Source organism: Paraburkholderia sp. 35.1 (genome assembly GCF_050436525.1).
GTDB classification, from domain to species: domain Bacteria; phylum Pseudomonadota; class Gammaproteobacteria; order Burkholderiales; family Burkholderiaceae; genus Paraburkholderia; species Paraburkholderia tuberum.
Genome location: NZ_JBNDMJ010000002.1, coordinates 2,823,868 through 2,841,484 on the forward strand (window position 1 = coordinate 2,823,868; position 17,617 = coordinate 2,841,484).

Annotated in this window: 17 protein-coding genes and 1 pseudogene; 9 read left to right on the plus strand and 9 right to left on the minus strand. The window is 62.5% G+C overall.

Annotated features, from left to right (window positions below):
- The first annotated feature begins 14 nt into the window (after positions 1 to 14).
- The 5 genes from ptsG (at position 15) to OKW27_RS18840 (ending at position 7,755) form a co-directional block, all read left to right on the plus strand.
- The gene (gene ptsG / locus OKW27_RS18820) at positions 15 to 1,799 is read left to right on the plus strand and encodes a PTS glucose transporter subunit IIBC (protein WP_429334390.1); all 1,785 of its coding nucleotides are present in this window, start codon (positions 15 to 17) and stop codon (positions 1,797 to 1,799) included.
- 97 nt (positions 1,800 to 1,896) lie between these two features.
- On the plus strand, positions 1,897 to 3,486 hold the full coding sequence (locus OKW27_RS18825) for an aspartate:alanine exchanger family transporter (RefSeq protein ID WP_429334391.1): 1,590 nt from the start codon (positions 1,897 to 1,899) through the stop codon (positions 3,484 to 3,486).
- Between the two features lie 185 nt (positions 3,487 to 3,671).
- Positions 3,672 to 4,979 carry a c-type cytochrome gene (locus OKW27_RS18830; protein WP_429334392.1) on the plus strand — a complete coding sequence of 436 codons (1,308 nt, stop codon included), beginning with the start codon at positions 3,672 to 3,674 and terminating at the stop codon, positions 4,977 to 4,979.
- Positions 4,976 to 5,458 (plus strand): (2Fe-2S)-binding protein, encoded by a 483-nt coding sequence (locus OKW27_RS18835; protein ID WP_429334393.1) that lies wholly within the window; start codon positions 4,976 to 4,978, stop codon positions 5,456 to 5,458. Before OKW27_RS18830 ends, OKW27_RS18835 begins: the two co-directional genes overlap by 4 nt.
- Positions 5,455 to 7,755, plus strand: a complete 2,301-nt coding sequence (locus tag OKW27_RS18840) for a molybdopterin cofactor-binding domain-containing protein (protein WP_429334394.1) — start codon at positions 5,455 to 5,457, stop codon at positions 7,753 to 7,755. Before OKW27_RS18835 ends, OKW27_RS18840 begins: the two co-directional genes overlap by 4 nt.
- Before the next feature lie 124 nt (positions 7,756 to 7,879).
- Here the strand turns inward: OKW27_RS18840 and OKW27_RS18845 are convergent, their stop codons facing one another.
- From OKW27_RS18845 to OKW27_RS18855, 3 genes are all read right to left on the minus strand, one after another.
- The gene (locus OKW27_RS18845) at positions 7,880 to 8,353 is read right to left on the minus strand and encodes a carboxypeptidase regulatory-like domain-containing protein (RefSeq protein ID WP_429334395.1); all 474 of its coding nucleotides are present in this window, start codon (positions 8,351 to 8,353) and stop codon (positions 7,880 to 7,882) included.
- Positions 8,354 to 8,502: 149 nt separating this feature from the next.
- Positions 8,503 to 9,684, minus strand: coding sequence for a Na+/H+ antiporter NhaC family protein (locus tag OKW27_RS18850; RefSeq protein WP_429334396.1), 1,182 nt, complete (start codon positions 9,682 to 9,684; stop codon positions 8,503 to 8,505).
- Between the two features lie 210 nt (positions 9,685 to 9,894).
- Positions 9,895 to 10,434, minus strand: coding sequence for a hypothetical protein (locus OKW27_RS18855; protein ID WP_429334397.1), 540 nt, complete (start codon positions 10,432 to 10,434; stop codon positions 9,895 to 9,897).
- A 431-nt stretch (positions 10,435 to 10,865) separates the two neighbouring features.
- On the opposite strand from OKW27_RS18855, the gene OKW27_RS18860 reads away from it, so the two are divergent.
- Both OKW27_RS18860 and OKW27_RS18865 read left to right on the plus strand, forming a co-directional pair.
- Entirely contained in the window at positions 10,866 to 11,255 is a 390-nt protein-coding gene (locus tag OKW27_RS18860; protein WP_429334398.1) for a response regulator, read from the plus strand.
- The gene (locus OKW27_RS18865) at positions 11,252 to 11,515 is read left to right on the plus strand and encodes a hypothetical protein (protein WP_429334399.1); all 264 of its coding nucleotides are present in this window, start codon (positions 11,252 to 11,254) and stop codon (positions 11,513 to 11,515) included. Before OKW27_RS18860 ends, OKW27_RS18865 begins: the two co-directional genes overlap by 4 nt.
- A gap of 292 nt (positions 11,516 to 11,807) precedes the next feature.
- Here OKW27_RS18865 and OKW27_RS18870 read toward each other — a convergent pair whose 3' ends face one another.
- Entirely contained in the window at positions 11,808 to 12,929 is a 1,122-nt protein-coding gene (locus tag OKW27_RS18870) for a sensor histidine kinase (RefSeq protein WP_429334400.1), read from the minus strand.
- A 174-nt stretch (positions 12,930 to 13,103) separates the two neighbouring features.
- On the opposite strand from OKW27_RS18870, the pseudogene OKW27_RS18875 reads away from it, so the two are divergent.
- A pseudogene (locus OKW27_RS18875) lies at positions 13,104 to 13,291 on the plus strand (IS3 family transposase); the annotation flags it as partial.
- A gap of 332 nt (positions 13,292 to 13,623) precedes the next feature.
- Here OKW27_RS18875 and OKW27_RS18880 read toward each other — a convergent pair.
- The 3 genes from OKW27_RS18880 to OKW27_RS18890 all read right to left on the minus strand — a co-directional run bounded on the left by OKW27_RS18880 (position 13,624) and on the right by OKW27_RS18890 (position 15,482).
- Positions 13,624 to 13,839, minus strand: a complete 216-nt coding sequence (locus OKW27_RS18880) for a hypothetical protein (RefSeq protein WP_018424494.1) — start codon at positions 13,837 to 13,839, stop codon at positions 13,624 to 13,626.
- Positions 13,840 to 13,901: 62 nt separating this feature from the next.
- Positions 13,902 to 14,141: a hypothetical protein gene (locus OKW27_RS18885; protein ID WP_429334401.1), complete on the minus strand. Its 240-nt coding sequence runs from the start codon at positions 14,139 to 14,141 to the stop codon at positions 13,902 to 13,904.
- 1,053 nt (positions 14,142 to 15,194) lie between these two features.
- The gene (locus OKW27_RS18890) at positions 15,195 to 15,482 is read right to left on the minus strand and encodes a hypothetical protein (protein ID WP_090810393.1); all 288 of its coding nucleotides are present in this window, start codon (positions 15,480 to 15,482) and stop codon (positions 15,195 to 15,197) included.
- A gap of 536 nt (positions 15,483 to 16,018) precedes the next feature.
- Between OKW27_RS18890 and OKW27_RS18895 the strand changes: the two genes are divergently transcribed.
- A complete protein-coding gene (locus OKW27_RS18895) occupies positions 16,019 to 16,303 on the plus strand; it encodes a hypothetical protein (protein WP_090810391.1) in 285 nt (94 codons plus the stop codon).
- Positions 16,304 to 16,804: 501 nt separating this feature from the next.
- On the opposite strand, the gene OKW27_RS18900 is transcribed toward OKW27_RS18895, so the two are convergent.
- Positions 16,805 to 17,029 (minus strand): hypothetical protein, encoded by a 225-nt coding sequence (locus OKW27_RS18900; RefSeq protein WP_184061902.1) that lies wholly within the window; start codon positions 17,027 to 17,029, stop codon positions 16,805 to 16,807.
- 276 nt (positions 17,030 to 17,305) lie between these two features.
- Positions 17,306 to 17,509, minus strand: coding sequence for a cold-shock protein (locus OKW27_RS18905; RefSeq protein ID WP_012428559.1), 204 nt, complete (start codon positions 17,507 to 17,509; stop codon positions 17,306 to 17,308).
- Positions 17,510 to 17,617: the final 108 nt, after the last annotated feature.

Genomic DNA, 17,617 nt, shown 5'->3' on the forward strand with positions numbered 1-17,617 from the left:
ACAGGAGATCAGCCATGTTCTCGCATGCCTTCGGAGTCTTGCAGAAGATCGGCAAATCGCTGATGCTGCCCGTCGCCGTGCTCCCGGTGGCCGGCCTGCTGCTCGGTCTCGGCGCCACCGACTTTCACGGTTACGTGCCGGCCGTCGTGCTCGCGCTGATGAAGAACGCGGGCGACGTGATCTTCGGCAACCTGCCGCTGATCTTCGCGATCGGCGTCGCGCTCGGCTTCACCGAGAACGATGGCGTCTCGGGCATCGCCGCAACGATCGGATATCTGGTGATGACGGCCACGTTGGGTGTGATCGGCAAGCTCCAGGGCGTCGAAACCGACACGATCATGGGCATACCGTCGATCCAGACCGGCGTGTTCGGCGGCATCCTCGCCGGTGGTCTTGCGGCATGGATGTTCAACCGCTACTACCGGATCACGTTGCCGCCCTATCTCGGCTTCTTCGCCGGCAAGCGCTTCGTGCCGATCGTGACCGCGATCGGCTCGATCGTGCTCGGCGCGATCCTGTCTTTCGTATGGCCGCCGATCGGCAGCGCGATCAAGGCTTTTTCGCATTGGGCGGCGGTTTCCGACCCGCGCACCGCCGCGACGGTCTACGGTTTCGTCGAACGTCTGCTGATTCCGTTCGGCCTGCATCACATCTGGAACGTGCCGTTCTTCTTCGAAATGGGCAGCTACCTCGACCCGACGACCGGCAGGACGGTTCACGGCGACATCACCCGTTTTTTCGCGGGTGACCGGACCGCGGGCATCCTGGCGGGCGCGTTCCTGTTCAAGATGTTCGGCCTGCCGGCCGCGGCGATCGCGATCTGGCATTGCGCGAAGCCGGAGAAGAAGGTGGCCGTCGGCGGCATGATGGTCTCGGCCGCGCTGACTTCTTTCCTCACCGGCATCACCGAGCCGATCGAATTCGCGTTCCTGTTCGTCGCGCCGGTGCTTTACCTGATTCACGCATGCCTCGCGGCGTCGGCGCAGTTCGTGGCGAACACACTGGGCATGCGCATGGGCTTCACGTTTTCGCAAGGCGGCATCGATTTTCTGATGTTCAACCTGATCGGTGGGAAGGCCACGCACGCGTGGTACGTTTTCATCCTTGGTCCAATTTACGCGGTGATCTATTACGGCGTGTTCCGCTTCGTCATCACGCGCTTCAACCTCAAGACACCCGGTCGCGAGGACGACGCGGCGGAAACAGCGGCGGTTGCCGCGAGCGGCGCGGGAGGACGTTCGCGCGAACTCGTGCTCGCCTTTGGCGGCCGCTCCAATATCACGAGTCTCGACGCTTGCATCACGCGGCTGCGCATCTCCGTGAAGGACCCGGCGGGCGTCGACGAACCCAAGCTCAAGGCGCTCGGCGCCGCGGGTGTGGTGCGCATGGGCAACGGCGTGCAGGCGATCTTCGGGCCGTTGTCGGAGAACATGAAAACCGACATGCAGGACTATCTGAAGACAGCGGGCGCCGAAGCGGATTTGCCGGCGGCGGGGGTGCCTGGTGTGGAAGGCGCAGCGGCGGCGGCTCCAGCGGCTGTGGCCGCCTCGGTGCAAAGCTCGCCGCAGGAAACGGAGCGCGCGGAAAAGATTCGTGCGGCGCTGGGCGGCGCGGCCAACATCAGGAAGCTCGACGCGCTGGCGGCCACGCGGTTGCGTGTCGAGCTATCGGACGCGTCGCGCGTCGACGCGGCCGCATTGAAAGCGGCGGGCGTGGTCGCGACACAAGCGTTGAAGAACGGCGCACTCGATCTGATCGTGGGTCTCGGCTCGGGCAACCTCGCAGGCGCAATGCGATAGCAGCAACGAGTATCGTCAGCAACTGCCGCGCGTCGAACGCGAGGCCTGCCGGTGGAAGCGCTCGGTCGCGTTGCTTTATCCACCTATAGGGGGCGGCATGGAAGCAGCCAGAACTTTCCTCGAAACTCAGCCGCTGTTCGCGCTTTTTCTGACCATCGCGCTTGGCTACCTGGTCGGCGAAATCACTATCAAGGGCGTGGCTCTAGGCTCGGGGGCCGTGCTGTTCGTTGGACTGGCGCTCGGCGCGTTCGCGCCGAAATCCGCGCCGCCGGCGTTGCTGGGCACGCTCGGTCTGCTGCTGTTTCTGTATGGCATCGGCATTCAGTACGGCGCGCAGTTCTTCCGCGGACTCACGAGCCGGGAAGGCATGAAGGCCAACGCGGCCGCATGTCTGGGCGTGATCGTTTCGGGTCTGGTGGCGTGCGCCTTCATCCATTTCGGCATCACGCTCGCCGATGCGCTCGGCATGTTCGCCGGCAGCGGCACCAGCACGGCGAGCCTGCAGGTTGCCATCGCATCGATGAAAAGCAGCGATGCCGCCGTGGCTTATAGCGTCACCTATCCGTTCGGCGTGGCCGGGCCGATCCTATTCCTCTATGTGCTGAACTCGGTCCTGAAAGCCAAAATACCGAAACCGCCCGCGAAGTTGCTGGAGACCGCGGAAATCGCGCTGCGCAATGCCAGTCTCTTCGGTCTCAAGCTGTCGGAGCTCTCGACTCGCCTGCCTGCCGGCGTAGTGATCGCGGCCGTGCGGCGCGCGCATCACAATCAGCTGCCCAGCGACGACTTCACGCTGCGCGCCGACGACGTCCTCCTTGCCACCGCCACCGAGCGCCGCCCGCTCGACGAAGCAACGGCGCTATGCGGCGAGCTACAGCCCGGGCGTATCTCGAGTCATCGGGAAGACCTGGACTATATGCGCGTGTTCGCGTCGAGTCCGTCAGTCGTCGGCACGGCGCTCGGCAATCTGCGCTTTCCGGATGGCGTGAACTGCGCGGTCGCGCACGTGCGGCGCGGCGACGCCGATCTATTGTCGACGCCAGACCTCGTTCTCGAAGCTGGCGACCGCGTCGGCCTGCTCGTCAGTAGCGCGCATCGCGCGAGGGTCCGCGCGTTTTTCGGCGATTCGATCAAGGGCACGGCCGACCTCAGTTTCATCTGTCTTGGCATCGGCGCGGCAGCGGGGCTGCTGGTCGGCGCGATCCCGCTGCGCGCGCCCGGTCTCGGCGTGTTCAGCCTGGGTCTCGCGGCGTTGCTACTGGTCGCGCTGTGCCTCGGCAAGGCGCGCCGCAGCGGACCGTTCGTGTGGGTGATGCCGCTCTCTGCAAATCTCGTGCTGCGCAATCTCGGGCTGACGATTTTTCTCGCGCAGGTGGGCCTGTCTTGCGGACCCAAGTTCGTCGCGACCGTCGGCACCGCCGGACCGCTGCTGCTGCTTTATGGCGTGATCACGCTGCTGGTGCTGGTCGGCGTCACGGCTGCGTGCTGCCTGTGGGTCTTCAGACTGTCTTTCGATACATCGGTCGGCGTGATCTGCGGGGCGACCGGCAATCCCGCGATTCTCGCCTTCGCCAACCGCATCGCGCCGACGGATCAGCCCGACATCATGTACGCGATGATTTTTCCGTCGATGACCATCGTCAAGGTGCTTTTCGTGCAGATCGCCATCGCGATCGCAGCCGGCTAGGCGAGACCGTTATCGACCTGCCGCTGTTCGACCCTAAAGCTTCCGTCATCGTAGACAGCGGCCAACCGCGGAGCGGCGGACAGCCGCAGACTTCCGCGAATATCAGGAACGCGGCTTGCGCCACCTGGAGCCGCGCGACGTAGTCTGGAACCATGATGCGCGGACGGCTCGGCGATGGAGGCTAGATGAAAGGACGAGTGGCGAGTGCAGGCGTGGCCGTTGTTCTGGTTGCCCTCATGGCCGCATACGGCGGACCCACCGCGCATGCTGGGGAGCCCGCGCCGGCTGCCATCACCGCGCCCATCGCGGCCGGCAGCGATACCGCGGCCGCGGCGCGCGGCGCGAAGCTCGCGGCCGTTGGCAATTGCGTCGCGTGCCACACCGCGACGGGCGGCCTGCCCCTCGCGGGCGGACTGCCACTGCGAACACCCTTCGGCATCATTTACTCGACCAACATCACCCCGGACAACGAGACGGGTATCGGGGGCTGGTCGCTCGACGCGTTCGCGCGCGCGATGCGGCGCGGCGTGTCCAGCGACGGCCATCTGCTCTATCCCGCGTTCCCCTATCCGCACTTCACGCACATCAGCGATGCCGATATGGGCTCGCTGTATGCGTGGCTGATGAGCCGCGCTCCCGTCAAGGCGCCTGCGCCGCACAACGAGCTGATCTTCCCGCTCGGCTTCAGGCCCCTCATCGCCGTGTGGAATCTTTTTTACCTGCATACCGGTACCGAAGCAGCGCCGGCCCCGCCCGAAGCGCCGGACGTCGCACGCGGACGATACCTGGTCGAAAGCCTCGGTCATTGCGGTGCGTGCCACACGCCGCTCGACCGCCTCGGTGCCGAGCGCCGCGACCGCGCGCTGCAAGGCGGCACGATCGACGGATGGGATGCGCCCGCGCTGACGGACCTCGCTTCACGCCCCACGCCCTGGACGCGGGCACAGCTCGTCAGCTATCTGCGCACGGGCCTCGCGAGCGCCCATGGGGCGGCGGCGGGTCCGATGCGCCCCGTCACGCGCATGCTCGCCGACGCCTCCGCCTCCGACGTAGAGGCGATTGCCGCGTATCTGCTGGCGTTGCCGTCCGGGGGCCCAGGCATGCCGGAGCATCCGGTCGCCTCACCCTCCGCTTCCGCCGCGCCCGTGTCCACCGCGCCCGGCGGCGGCGCGAATCTATTCTCCGCGGCCTGCGCATCGTGCCATGCCGAAGGCGCGCCGATGTCGAGCGGGGGCGCTCGACCGTCGCTGTCCCTTTCCACGGCCGTCAACGCCGACAGCCCGCGCAACATGGTCCGTATCATCCTCGATGGAATCGACTGGCACGAAAGCGATAGCGCGCCCTTCATGCCATCATTCGCCAACACATTCACGGATGCCCAGATAGCGGAGCTCGCCAACTACACGCGCGAACGCTTCACCGCACGCGACGCGTGGCCCTCGCTCGACGCCGGCGCGGTCGCGCATTTTCGCAAGGACGGCCCGCCACGATGATCACGCTCAACGTCAACGGAGTCAGTCATACGGTCGATGTCGACCCGTCAACGCCGCTGCTCTACGTGCTGCGCAACCAGTTGCAGCTCGATGGCGCGAAGTTCGGCTGCGGTCTCGGTCAATGCGGCGCATGCACGGTCAGCGTCGGCGGCGAACCGGTGTTCTCGTGCCTCATGCCGGTCGTGGCCGTTGGCGACCGGCCAGTGCGAACCGTCGAAGGACTTGGCAGCGCGGAACATCCGGGACCACTTCAGCAAGCCTTCATTGACGAGCAAGCCGCGCAATGCGGCTATTGCATCGCCGGTATGATCATGCGCGCGCACACGCTGCTGGAGCAAACCCCGCACCCGGGCGATGAACAGATCCGCCGCTACATGCAGCCGAACCTGTGCCGCTGCGGCACGCACATGCGCATTCTCGCGGCGATCCGGCAAGCCGCGACGGGTTCGCCGCGAACGGACGAGGGAGCGCAGTCGTGAGCGACGGCCGCCCGTCCTCCGTCGCTCACGGCAGCGGCCCCGATGACCCCGCGCGGCGCCGCTTCCTCGTTGGCGGCTCGCTGATGGTGAGCTTCGCGATCGTGCCCGGCATGGCCGCGCTTGCGCAAACCACCACCGAAGCGGGCACCTTCAACGCGAGCGCCCCGAAGCTGCCGGGCAGTCTCAAGAGCACGCCGTTGCTCGATGCGTGGATCAAGGTCGCCCCTGACGGCCACGTGAGCGTATTCACGGGCAAGGCGGAGCTTGGCACGGGCATTCGCACCGCGCTGCTGCAGGTCGCCGCGGAAGAGCTGGATCTCGCGCCTCATGCGATCGAGCTGATCACCGCCGACACCGCCGCAACGCCGAACGAAGGCTACACCGCAGGCAGTCACACGATGGCGGACAGCGGCACCGCGATCCTCAACGCCGCCGCTCAGGTACGCGCGCTGCTGGTCGCGAGCGCGGCGTCGCAGTTGGGCGTCGACGCAGCGGTCCTGACGACGCGCGACGGCGCCGTCATTGCCGCCGACGGAAGACGCGTGAGCTATGGCGAAGCCGTGCGATACGCGGACCTCCATCAGAACGCGCAGCCCGACGCGCCGAAAAAGCCGCCATCGGCCTACGCGCTGATTGGGCATATGCTGCCGCGCGTGGATATACCGGGCAAGGTGACGGGCAGCGCGAGCTACGTCCAGGACCTGCGGCCGCGCGGCATGCTGCATGCCCGCGTCGTGCGGCCGCCGTCTTATGGCGCGAGCCTCGTCGCAGTCGATAGCGGGCGCGTCGAGGCGCTGCCCGGCGTCATCAAGGTCGTGCGCAACGGCAACTACCTCGCGGTGGTCGCCGACGACGAATGGCGCGCGATCCTCGCGATGCGTGAGCTTGCGCTCGCCGCGCAATGGCAGGCCGGGCCGCCGCTGCCCGATCCCGCGAACGTTCACGCCTTGCTGATGAGTCTGCCTTCACAGGAAATCGCGGTGGCCGATCAGGGCGCGGCGCCGGGCGCGGCCGCGCCTGTGGCGACGCTGCGGGCGCGCTATTCGAGGCCGTATCTGACGCATGGCTCGATTGGGCCATCGTGCGCTGTCGCGCAGCTCGACAACGATGTGATGACCGTGTGGACGCACACGCAAGGCGTCTATCCGCTGCGTGCGGGCATCGCCGAAATGCTCGCGATGCCACCCGACAAGGTGCGCTGCGTCCATGTGGAAGGTTCGGGCTGCTACGGACACAACGGCGCGGACGATGTCGCGGCCGACGCCGCCCTCGTTGCACGCGAGCTGCCTGGCCGCCCGGTGCGCGTGCAATTGATGCGCGAACAGGAACACATGTGGGAGCCGTTCGGCCCGGCCATGACAGTCGAGGCGAATGCAACGCTCGATTCCGCAGGCACGCTTGCCGACTGGCGTTACGAGCTATGGAGCAACACGCATAACGACCGCATCGAGAATGCGGGCCGCCTGTTGCCCGCGCAGCTCCTTGCGCGACCGTTCACCCCCGCGCCGCCGAAGCCGATTCCGATGCCGGAAGGCGGAGGCGACCGCAACAGCATTCCGCTTTATCGCGTGCCCAGCCTGCACGTGCAGCATCATTTCGTGCCGACGATGCCGATACGTGTCTCTGCCATGCGCTCGCTCGGCGCGCACATGAACGTGTTCGCGATCGAGAGCTTCATCGACGAGCTCGCCAGAGCCGCGCACGCCGACCCCGTGGCGTTTCGCCTCAAACATCTCGATGATCCGCGCGCGCATGGCGTCATTAGCGCCGTAGTCGATCAATTCGGCTGGCGAGCCCGCAGCGCGCGAACGGGCGACTCGAGCCCGCGCTCGCACGGTACCGGCTTTGCGTTTGCCCAATACAAGAACCTGATGGCCTACCTTGCCGTCGCGATGGACGTGACGGTCATGCGCGATACCGGCGAGCTCAGCATCGAGCGTGTCGTAGCAGCCGTCGATTGCGGACAGATCGTGAATCCGGACGGCGTGCGCAATCAGATCGAAGGCGGCATTTTGCAAACCACGAGCTGGACGCTCTATGAAGAAACGCATTTCGACCCGCAACGCATCACGAGCTATGACTGGAGCACTTATCCGATCATGCGTTTCTCGTCCGTACCCAAACGCGTGGACGTGCTGTTGATCGACCGGCCGGGCTTGCCATTCCTCGGGGTCGGAGAAGCAGCGCAAGGCCCGGCCGCCGCGGCGCTCGCGAATGCGATCGACGACGCGACCGGTGTGCGGATCCGCGACTTGCCGTTGCTCGGGACGAAGGGGAAGAACGTGCTCAAGGCATGAGGCTTTCGTTCCGCAAAAGTACAGATACTGGCGTGTAAAAGCCAAATAAGCCTATGGCTGGGTCTAGGCCCCTTGCCAAACGAACGCGACGCGCGCGACCTTCGGCGCGGCGTCGGGACCGCGCTCAGTGGGTGGACGGAAACGCGAACGTCGCACGCGCGCTGCCATTGCCGCGGACGTTCACGGTCTCCCTTCTGGTCACGCTGCCGTAAGTGGCGTTGACCGTATAGCGCCCTTGAGGCAGGCGCACGAGCATGTACGGCCCCTTCGACGTGGCCTCGAACACGGTCGCGCCGCCAGCCTTGGCAATCTTCACCTGGACGTCGGCCACATAGCTCGCCCCGGGACCGGTGAACTGCAGAGACAACGGCCACTGCCTTCGTGCCTGCCGCAGCGCAGTCGACTCGTCGCGACCGACTCCGCCGGTCACGAACGATATGTCGCCCTGCTGCTGCGTCTCGGGCATGCCGGTCCTATGCATATCGCTGGCGCTCTGCGGAGCAGCCGTCTGCGACACCGCGACGCCTGCCTGAGCCAGTGTGAACGCCGCGGCGAGCATCATGGACGCGATCCGGGGAGCGTTTCGTTGCATTTTCATCTTGACTGCTCCTTACAGTATTGCCGACGGTTCGTCGGACGGAAGAACGCTTGCAATAGGTTGGAAACACATCGCGCGCCGGGTATCGGCCACGAGCGAGGGTGCCTCACGACTCGAGTAAGAATACCCGTCAATTCTGTTTGGCGTCTTCATGGACCGGAGTTGGGGGGCCGCCTGCCGTTGAGGTCCCGGCTTGGGCTGGAGGGACGCGTGGCATGCGGATACCCGCGTAGGCGATCGCCACCGTCAGCAGCGGACTCCCCTCCGAATGCCAGTGCCGTGATGATCAGCCAGATAGTATTCAACATGCTGTCCATACCGCCGCGAGTGAGGAGCGTATCAAGCACTGGATTTCCAGTCGTGGACCTGTAGCCGCTCCCAAGCGCAAGCCATACACCTTTGAGCATCGCAATCGGGATCGGCACGCCCTCTCGCGCGGCGGCAAATGCGAGGACTCGCGCTGGCTCGACGAAAACGGCAACCACGCCACCCGCCAATGCGCCAAGAAAGATCGTGGTAAATGGCGGAAGCCGGAACAGCGTCAGCACGACGACAAGAATGAGCGGCAGGAACAGCACGGGCGATATGTAGAATGCGCTCTGCATTGCAGCAACCTCCGCGCTCGCATCGAAGGCGCCCGGGCGGCGAAGCAGATAAAACACGGCCAGCGTGATGACAATCGCGACGAGCGATGTCAGCAGCGTCTCGCGCACGTGTTGATACAGATCGACACCGGCGGCAGCGGCCGCAAGATTCGCGGTGTCCGAGAGCGGCGAAGACTTGTCGCCGAAATACGCGCCGGAAATCACTGCACCGGCCGTTATGGCGGGGCTCAGGCCCATGCTGTGCGCAATGCCCATCAGGCCGATTCCGATCGTACCCGCGACAGTCCACGAGGTTCCAATGGCGAACGAGATCACCGCGCAGATTCCAGCCGCCGTGACGTAAAAGTAGTCCGGGCTCAGCAATTTCAGCCCGTAATAGACCATGGCGACGATCGTGCCGCTGAGCGCCCACGTGCCGATCAGCGCGCCGACTGCGAACAGGATGAGAATCGCGCCAATACCGGAACTGACACTGGCATTCGCGGCCTCGCGCAGCGAAGCGAGCGAATGACCGCGACGCCAACCGACAAATACGGCCAGCATGGTCGCCACGACGAGTGCCACCTGGTTCGGCCCGTTCGCACCACCATCGCCGAACAGGTAGAAGGACAGACTGACGAGAAAGACGAGGCCAGCGATCGGTATCAGTGCTTCGAGCATCGTGACCGGCTGGGGCGACTCGCTCCGCTTCATCGCCACGCTCCGTTCGTTTGCCAGGTAGTCCAAACGTTGCCATCCAGACCGCCCGGTAGCCGGTGAATCATCGAAACATGCGCGAACGGCTGCTTTGATTCGATGTCACGGCGCAGGCGTGCGGCCCCCGGTCCTGCGACTCGGCAATGGCAGCTCCGGCGGGCTCGCCGTTGCTTAAATCATAGGAAAGAATCGTTGCTGCGTGAAGAATTGCAGGATTCGTGCCGAACATCCCGCCTGCGGTTACAGGCTGCCGTACCTACTCTCGCTCAGCGCGAGACCTGCAGTCAACGGCAGCTCACCAGGCGTAGCGAAAACCGACGTCGCCCCAGACGCTCCGCGACCGCTGATCTCGGGCGAGCTCGTCCCCGCGATGGCGCCGACAATCGTCTTCCCGCTGATCGTCACAGTGCCGTTGGACTTGATCTGCAAATCCGCAGTCCCGCTCGAACTGGAAACGGCACCGCCATTTGTCACGCTCAGTTGCGCAGGTCCGCTGTTCCCAATAATAAAAAAGCCCGCGTTCGTATACATCGATCCTTCATCGGCAACGGTGAGTACACCGCTGCTGCCCGGGTTGTAACCGACGTAGCTCTGAGAGGCGCTGAAGACCGTGCCGCCGGCGCTGACGTTCAGCGTTCCCGATCCGTTAAAACCGATGTAATACTGCGACTGCGGGTTTGTCGTCGTAATGTTCCCGCTATTCACGGTTTTGAGGCCACTACTGTTGGCTGCAAAACCAGCAAAAAGGCCACTCAATGTAACGTTCGCACCTGTCGGCACGATGAATGTTCCGCCTGGAACGCCGAACCGATCACGCGATACTGTACAAACGTAGTTCCCTGCATTTACGTGCACGGCCGGAGCGAATTCTTTTGCCGCAGAGTCGTGACCGGCCGCAGACATAAACGGTATTTGCGGACTCCCTTCCGACTGCAAGTCCAAGGCTTGCCGCCGCTACACCACCCAACCGAGGTTTCAACTTTTCATAACCGATCGTGGTTATTCATGCCTTGCAAGGATTATGGTTTTTCGTTAATTAACTGTGCGCTGATTGTGTGGGTCTACCCCGCGTAGACAGAACAACGACGGAAGAATCCGACACTAATTCGAGAAAAAACGACCGTTTTTTCACCGGCAGACGTGAATATCCATCCCTTCCACCAAACCGATGCGCGCTGCAGCTGGCGTTGGAGAGTCGCAGACACCGTGTTGTGCTCGCGGAGAACGGATGGGACGCACTGCAGAAGGCCCACACGGATTTTCCGGAACTCGTTATCACCGATTTGGAGATGCCGGAAATGGACCGCAAGGAGCTTTGTCGGCGTCTGAAGTGTCAGGCGGTGTTTTCCGGCTTACCGGTGGTGCTGCAGTCGGCTATGCCGGAACCGACGGAAGAGATTCGCTGCTGGACAGCGTTCCTGCGAAAGCCGGCCTCGATAGCGGCGTTGCTTGACGCCGTCGACAGGTTCATTGCAGCGCGCCTGACCTATGCGCGGGCGGCAACAGCGCTCGCTTATTGTTCGCCACTTCCTCCGGGCATGCCTCATGCTGCACGCGGGTCAGAGATGCGAAAGCAGTTCCCGAACCGGAGACGATCGTGAAGTTGATAATGGCAGGAATCAGCGCAATTTCCATCATCGCTAGCACTTGCGCATTTGCGCAGACCAACACCGGCAACGCTGCGCCAGCACACAGCGATACTCAAAACGCGCAGCCGGGTGCCGCTGGCCAGAGCATGGGCCGTGCTGCGGACGCCGGCAACAGCAAGCCCGCCAGTGGCACATTGATGCAGAAGCGTGAGCAGGCGATGTCGCCTCAAGGCGCGTCAAACTCGAACGCAACTGGCGCGATGAAACAATGATGGCGACGCGAGACCCCCATGGCGGCGACTGTCACCTTGGTTCTTCCCGCTTCAGCCGTTGCGATCCTTGCTGCGCGGTCGGGCACTTCCAGGCCGAATGCCGTGAGCCGGAGTTCGTCCGCGCAACTCCATCCTGCCCTTCCTGTTGCCACGATGCTGCGGATTTGCTTCATGCAGTCGTGGTCGGTCTGTGAGGACCGGCGATGGAACAGGCGCGTCTCGGCAGGTGTAAAACCACCAGCAGATCCCCACATAATTCGTGGCATGCCCGTTACCAAGCCTGGCTCGCCTGCTACGCCCGGCGCGGCAGACGTACGGCGAATGCGGTCTCTTCTTTATCCGACCGCGCCTCGATCGCGCCGTGATGCGCCTTGGCGATTTCGCTCGCGATATACAGCCCGAGCCCAAGGCTGCCTTGCGCGTCCTCGTTGATTTTTCGCTCTGGACCTCGCTGAAGCGGATCAAAGATGCGCTCCAGCAACAGTCCCTCGATGGCTGGTCCGCTATTGCAGACTTCGAAGCGCACCTCGGCCTCCTCGCCAGTCACCACGACGCGCACGGGCGCGTCTCGCGCGCCATATCTGAGCGCATTCAGAACGAGATTGCCGAGCAGTTGCTGCAGACGCGGACCGTCCCAGACACCCTGAACGTCACCGTGCACCTCGAGCTCGATCTGCCGGTCTGGATGGACTGCGCGCAACTGGTCCAGCTCATCGGTGAACACGTTCGTCAGATCAACGGGAGCAGGTATGACGTTAATACCTAGCCCGAGCCTTGTTCGGTTGAAATCGCACAGATCATCCAGAAGTGCCTGCATCCGGGCGCCGCTGCGCACCAGACGGGCTGCAGCTTCTGAAACGCGCTGCCCCGCATTGAGCGCGGACAGATATGAAGCTGTCACCTGGATCGTCTGCAGCGGGCTCCGCATGTCGTGTCCGAGCATCCCGAGCAACAGATTGCGAGCCTGCTCGACTTGTGTGCTGAAAAAACCGAGTGATTCGGCCAGCGCCTGATCGATGGCCTCGTTGAAGCGGATGATGTCATCCAGATGAGGCGCATCGGGCTGACACTCATCCATCCACAAACGCAGCACGCTTGCACGCAAAGCGCGGTATTCCGCGGCCAGCTGGTTGATGTTGAAACCGCCTCGAGCGCGCAGGACCGCATGGGATTGCGCAGCTGTCTCCGGCGCATCCGTCAGCCGGGGTGCCCTCCCCAAGGATTTTTCGTGCTGCGCTTCCCTGGTCTGCGAAGTCTGCAAATCCCTCGCTACTGCTTCCAGAATCTGCTGCGCGTGGTCGCGCAACGCGAGGGTGCCCATGTTGCCAGCGGCTGGCAGCAGCGTGGCGGCAAACGCCTCCCACTGCGCCAGAATGGGCTCCATTTCCTGCACGATAAAATCGGACAGTCGCATGCCTACTCCGGCGAAGAAATTGAGGAGATTTTTAGCCGAACCGATATTACGCGTCAGTTCGTCGCGGGATCCATCGGGTTTACACCGTCTTGGACTACCTGGAGGTAGTCCATGTACTTGTAATGAACCGCCTGGATTTTCTGGACAGTGGTGAGCGTTCCTGTCCGGCCTTTCATGAAACGCCACAACGATTCGCCGCACGCCCCTGAGCGGGGAGAACTGGAGCGGCAGGTCGAATCGCTTCGACGCGATATCCGCCGATTGCAGCTTGAACACGACATCCTGGAGAAGACCAATCAATTGCTAAAAGAGACCTGGGCGTCAACCTGCAACTCCTGACCAACCGGGAGAAGACGTTGCTGGCCGGGGTGGCTCTCATGTATGCACGAGGCGAAACTGATTCGGTCGATGTCGCGCAAAGGGTGCTCGCCCGACAATGTGGCCCACGCAGTCTCCGACGGCTCTTTCTCTTTAGACCGCTTAGGTGGTCCGATGTCCGTACGGCCCCCTGCTTTTCGAGTTCTACTCTCTCGGGTACTGTGGCCGTCAAGCGGAGGCACCGGTTTACCAGAACCGATGGGCAAGCGATTGGATCGAAACGCGTGACCAACATCCCGCTGCATCTTCCTCTGATCGCGAATGGCCGGCCTGCACGCCAATCCCTCTCTCGTTGCTTCCGTAGGTGCGACGTCTGTCACCCGAAGCGCGCGTGCAGCCAGTCTTGCGCCCAGTTCTTCGCATAGGCTATCGCGTCCTCGCGTGCGTCGAAGCCTGCCAGATCGCCACTCGAATGAATCTCGTACCCGGTGCCGTCGGCACGGCTGCCGCTGATCCGTGCGTGGGCCATGTACTCGCCGTCGGCCCGCCGGGGGGTCGGGTCGATAACGATCAGGGTGGAATTGAAGCGCATGGTATTCCTTTGGGGTTATCGCTCGATTGCGACTGTCGCAGAGGGGCGTCGAAAAGCGCGACCTAGGTGCTCAGCATGGCCATGATTTGTCCGGCCTCGCGATCCGAATCGCAGCTTTCCATGCCGCGTTCGCATAGAAGCGCACGAATCGACATGAACATCAGAAACGCGCCCGCATCGATCTCGTGACGGCGGTCATGGATGAGACCATCCAGTTCGCCCTGCGCGCCGGGCGGCAGAAACCGATCGACGATGTCAGCACCATCGCACCGAATCCATTTCAGCAGGTCGTTTCTTTCCATACCACACTCCAATGATTGCAACGGCTATGAGTCAACCACCAGCGGATGAAGTTCGAGCCCGCGGTAGAGACGGGGAACCGGTTGTGATCGGTACCTTTGAGGCCGTCTCATTGTGTAGCGGAAAAGACGAAGCGTAGCGACGCGGCCACTGCGTCCGCTGCCGTTCAGGAGGTCGGCCACGTTTCGGTTTTGGGTGAAAGCGGATCTCCGGTTCCGTCGGGTAAGCAGCTTGGCGACGCGAGGACCGGTCGCAGGTCGAGTGACCATTTCATGCTACGCCCATTGATGGATTTGTACAGAAAAACCCGTGCTCCAGGCGCCGTCAGAGACGCACAGGGAACATGCAAGTCAACCCGGCACTTACGTACCGCAGCGCCGGTAGGCGGCGGCGATCCGAAGATCCACATCGGACTGCCTTTCTTCTCCGGTTCATCATGTGGCGACGCAGAGTGCGCCTCCGACATGCGCGGCAAGCAGTCTCGACGTCAACAATTCAACCACGGCGAAACGAAGCGCGCGAAACTGCATTGCAGCCCCGTCCGCCCTTTTTGGCGGAAATCGATTCACCCTTTCGTCAGGTAATAAGGAGTTCCAGCGTTACCCGACCGCCTGCGAGGAGACCGATGCGGTGTTTGCGCCTCTGGCTCGACGCGGACGCACCCGCAACCACCCGATTGCCGAGCGTGACACGCAACGGCTATCCGGACCGGCTTCATTTCGGGGGTACGTGTTCGTCGCGGAACAGTTGGAAACGCGTGGCCCGATTGGGCGACGAGACGGCGTGAGCCAGCGACGCCAATTGCTGCTCGACTTGCAGGTCTGCGGTACGTTTTTGCAGCCGGCCACATCGAATCTTCGGGGAAGGCAAAATCGCGAATCGTTCGGGAGGATGATCGCCGGCGAGCGTCCCGAGCAGCACGTCGATCGCAGCCCTGTCCCGCTATTGCGGCAGCCGCCTTTTATGTGCGAGCGGCGATCAGATCGGCCATCAGGCAGACAGCAATTCGTCGCACGATCGAGCACATCGATGGATGCTGTCCGTCAGCGGCGTTTTCATATGTCGATGACCGAAGCGCCGCTCACCTTTCCGTCGACGATGTCCTTTCCCTGCTGCCGGGCGGCTCGCCTTGCCGTACCGAAGTCAGAGAATGTATGCGTTTGGTTCAGCCTGAAGACCCGGCTTGCGGAGGGAATTGCTGTCGCCGCCGGACGACATATCCGTACTGCAATTTCGTAACCTTCCGCGTAACGGGAATGTCCGTCAAAGCGACTGAATGTGCGGGGAAAGACAAGGGGATGAAGTTCGTACCCCTTGTAGAGAAGAATCGGGTGTGTCGACATGATGGTCACTCCACAGGGTATGGCTCACTATACGCTGGAACGGGTTACATCGGGCGGCGCAGACGCAGAGACTGTTACCAGAATTGTATTGACCGATAGTACTGTCGCGCGTACCTTGAAACGTGGGGTCGGCAAAGCGGGGCACTGCCCGGATTGTCATAGCGTTGGCTTAGATGGCCGGCGACGGCTGTCTGCCTGGTTCCACCTCTGCGCTTACGTTGCAAACCCTCCAAGAACACCACGATCAACAGCGTCTGCTTGCCACGCGCGATGAGGCTGGCCAAGGATACGGGAGCGACCCACTTCGTGACTTCGGGACAGTGTGGTGCCCGATCGGACAAACGTGAGCGGAATGCCGGGTGAGGAAACGCTTGCGGATGTTAAGCACGAAGCTCGGGTATCCGCGTACCGGACAGCTAGCCAGGAAACTTCGTTCCGGTCGCCTCGTCGGTGTGGCTCGGGGGCGTATCTCCTTCGGCCAAACCTGCACAACGATCAAAAACGTGCTGCTTGCTGCGGCCAAAAGGAGTGACCTGATGACAACCATTCGCCATTATCGCGGCCTCGATATTTCCCTACTCGTGTATCCGCATCGCACGACTCAACCAGGATATGGTCACAATTACGAGGAAGGATTCGATGCGTCGATTCGCATCAGCGACCCGGATTCCATGACGGACAACCCGCGAAGCCGCTTATTCCGTGTGCCCGGCAAGAGGCCCTTCGTGAATGCCGGCGACGCAAGGCGCGCGTCGGTGGCCTACGCCGAAATGCTGATTGATACTGACGGCTTTGATCGCGCCATCCTGGAATCCCCCTAAGCGCTAGAGCCAGAACCCGAGTCTATGCGGAAGGTACCCGTGTTCGCGCGCGCCAGCGGCACGCCATCAACAATGTATGTGATAAAGAAGTTGACCTTCTGATCGTCAGTCGCCACATGCTCGGCAGGCTATGCCAGTGCGACCGCATTGCTGCCAGTTCCGGTCATCGCCTCCTCAGGCGTCGACCACGAAGTAGATACCGTCATGCCCGAAGGGAAGCCATGTCCATTCCATCTCGGCCGCATAGTGACCGATGGGTGATTGCCGTCCGCCCGCGCCTGCGTTCACACTTCGACCCATTCTGAAAGCTCAAGAGCGTCGTCGACTTCCATGCCGTGCGTAGAATGCCGAAGACGTCGATAGAGAAAATCCAGAAGTTCGCACTGAGCGCGGCTCAAACCGAAAGGTAACCAATCGATCGCGCGTGATGTTTGCGCGCGCCTTATCGCATGCGTCCTGATGCCTGAGATGCGTTGAGCGTGCAGATCTGGGGCGTCGCCGTTAACCGCGCGTGTCGACCCAGTTGCGTGCCCAGCGTGTCGAGTGCTGCAACGCCTGCTCCTCACTCGTGAAGTAATCGAGCGAATAGAACTGGTAGCGGCCGTCCGCGCGCCCGCTATCGGCGCGTTCTAGCAGCAGGTTGGAGGAAAAACTGCCGTCGGGCAAACGATGCGCCGAGGGCTGGACGGCATAGCCGTTGTATTGTTGAGTTTGTTTGTTCTGCATTTTAGTTTTAATAATGTCGAGTGCGCGCGTGCCTTGCGAAATGTGCACAGGTACGCCGATTCAAAGGCATCTCAGGCCGAATCTGAAGCACTCGGAAAGCGAAGACGTGGCGCTAATGCCAGAGGGGAAAATGAGCGCAATGAGACGTATGGCGCTTGGCAAGCTGCCGGCGAAACCGATGCAGCCAGGAGCGAACGCGCCACTTCAGGAAACAACGCTCCGTAAGGATGTGCCTGCAACCCGGCGTCCGTCGCGGAACGCCGGGCTCTTCAAACTTTACAGCGGCTTGATGTTAGCTGCCTGCAGACCCTTCGGGCCTTGCTTCGTTTCGAAGCTCACCTTCTGATTTTCAGCCAGCGTCTTGAAGCCGTCGCCGCTGATTTCGGAGAAGTGAGCGAAAAGGTCATCACCGCCCTTGTCCGGGGTGATGAAGCCAAAACCTTTGCTATCGTTGAACCACTTAACAGTACCGGTATCCATGAAGAATCCTTGAGAAAAAACGGGAAAATGTGCTCCGTTGAAGAGCGTATGAAGCGTCAAGGAGGGAGAGGACAACGAATACCGCTGAGGAGCGAGCAATTGATGAAC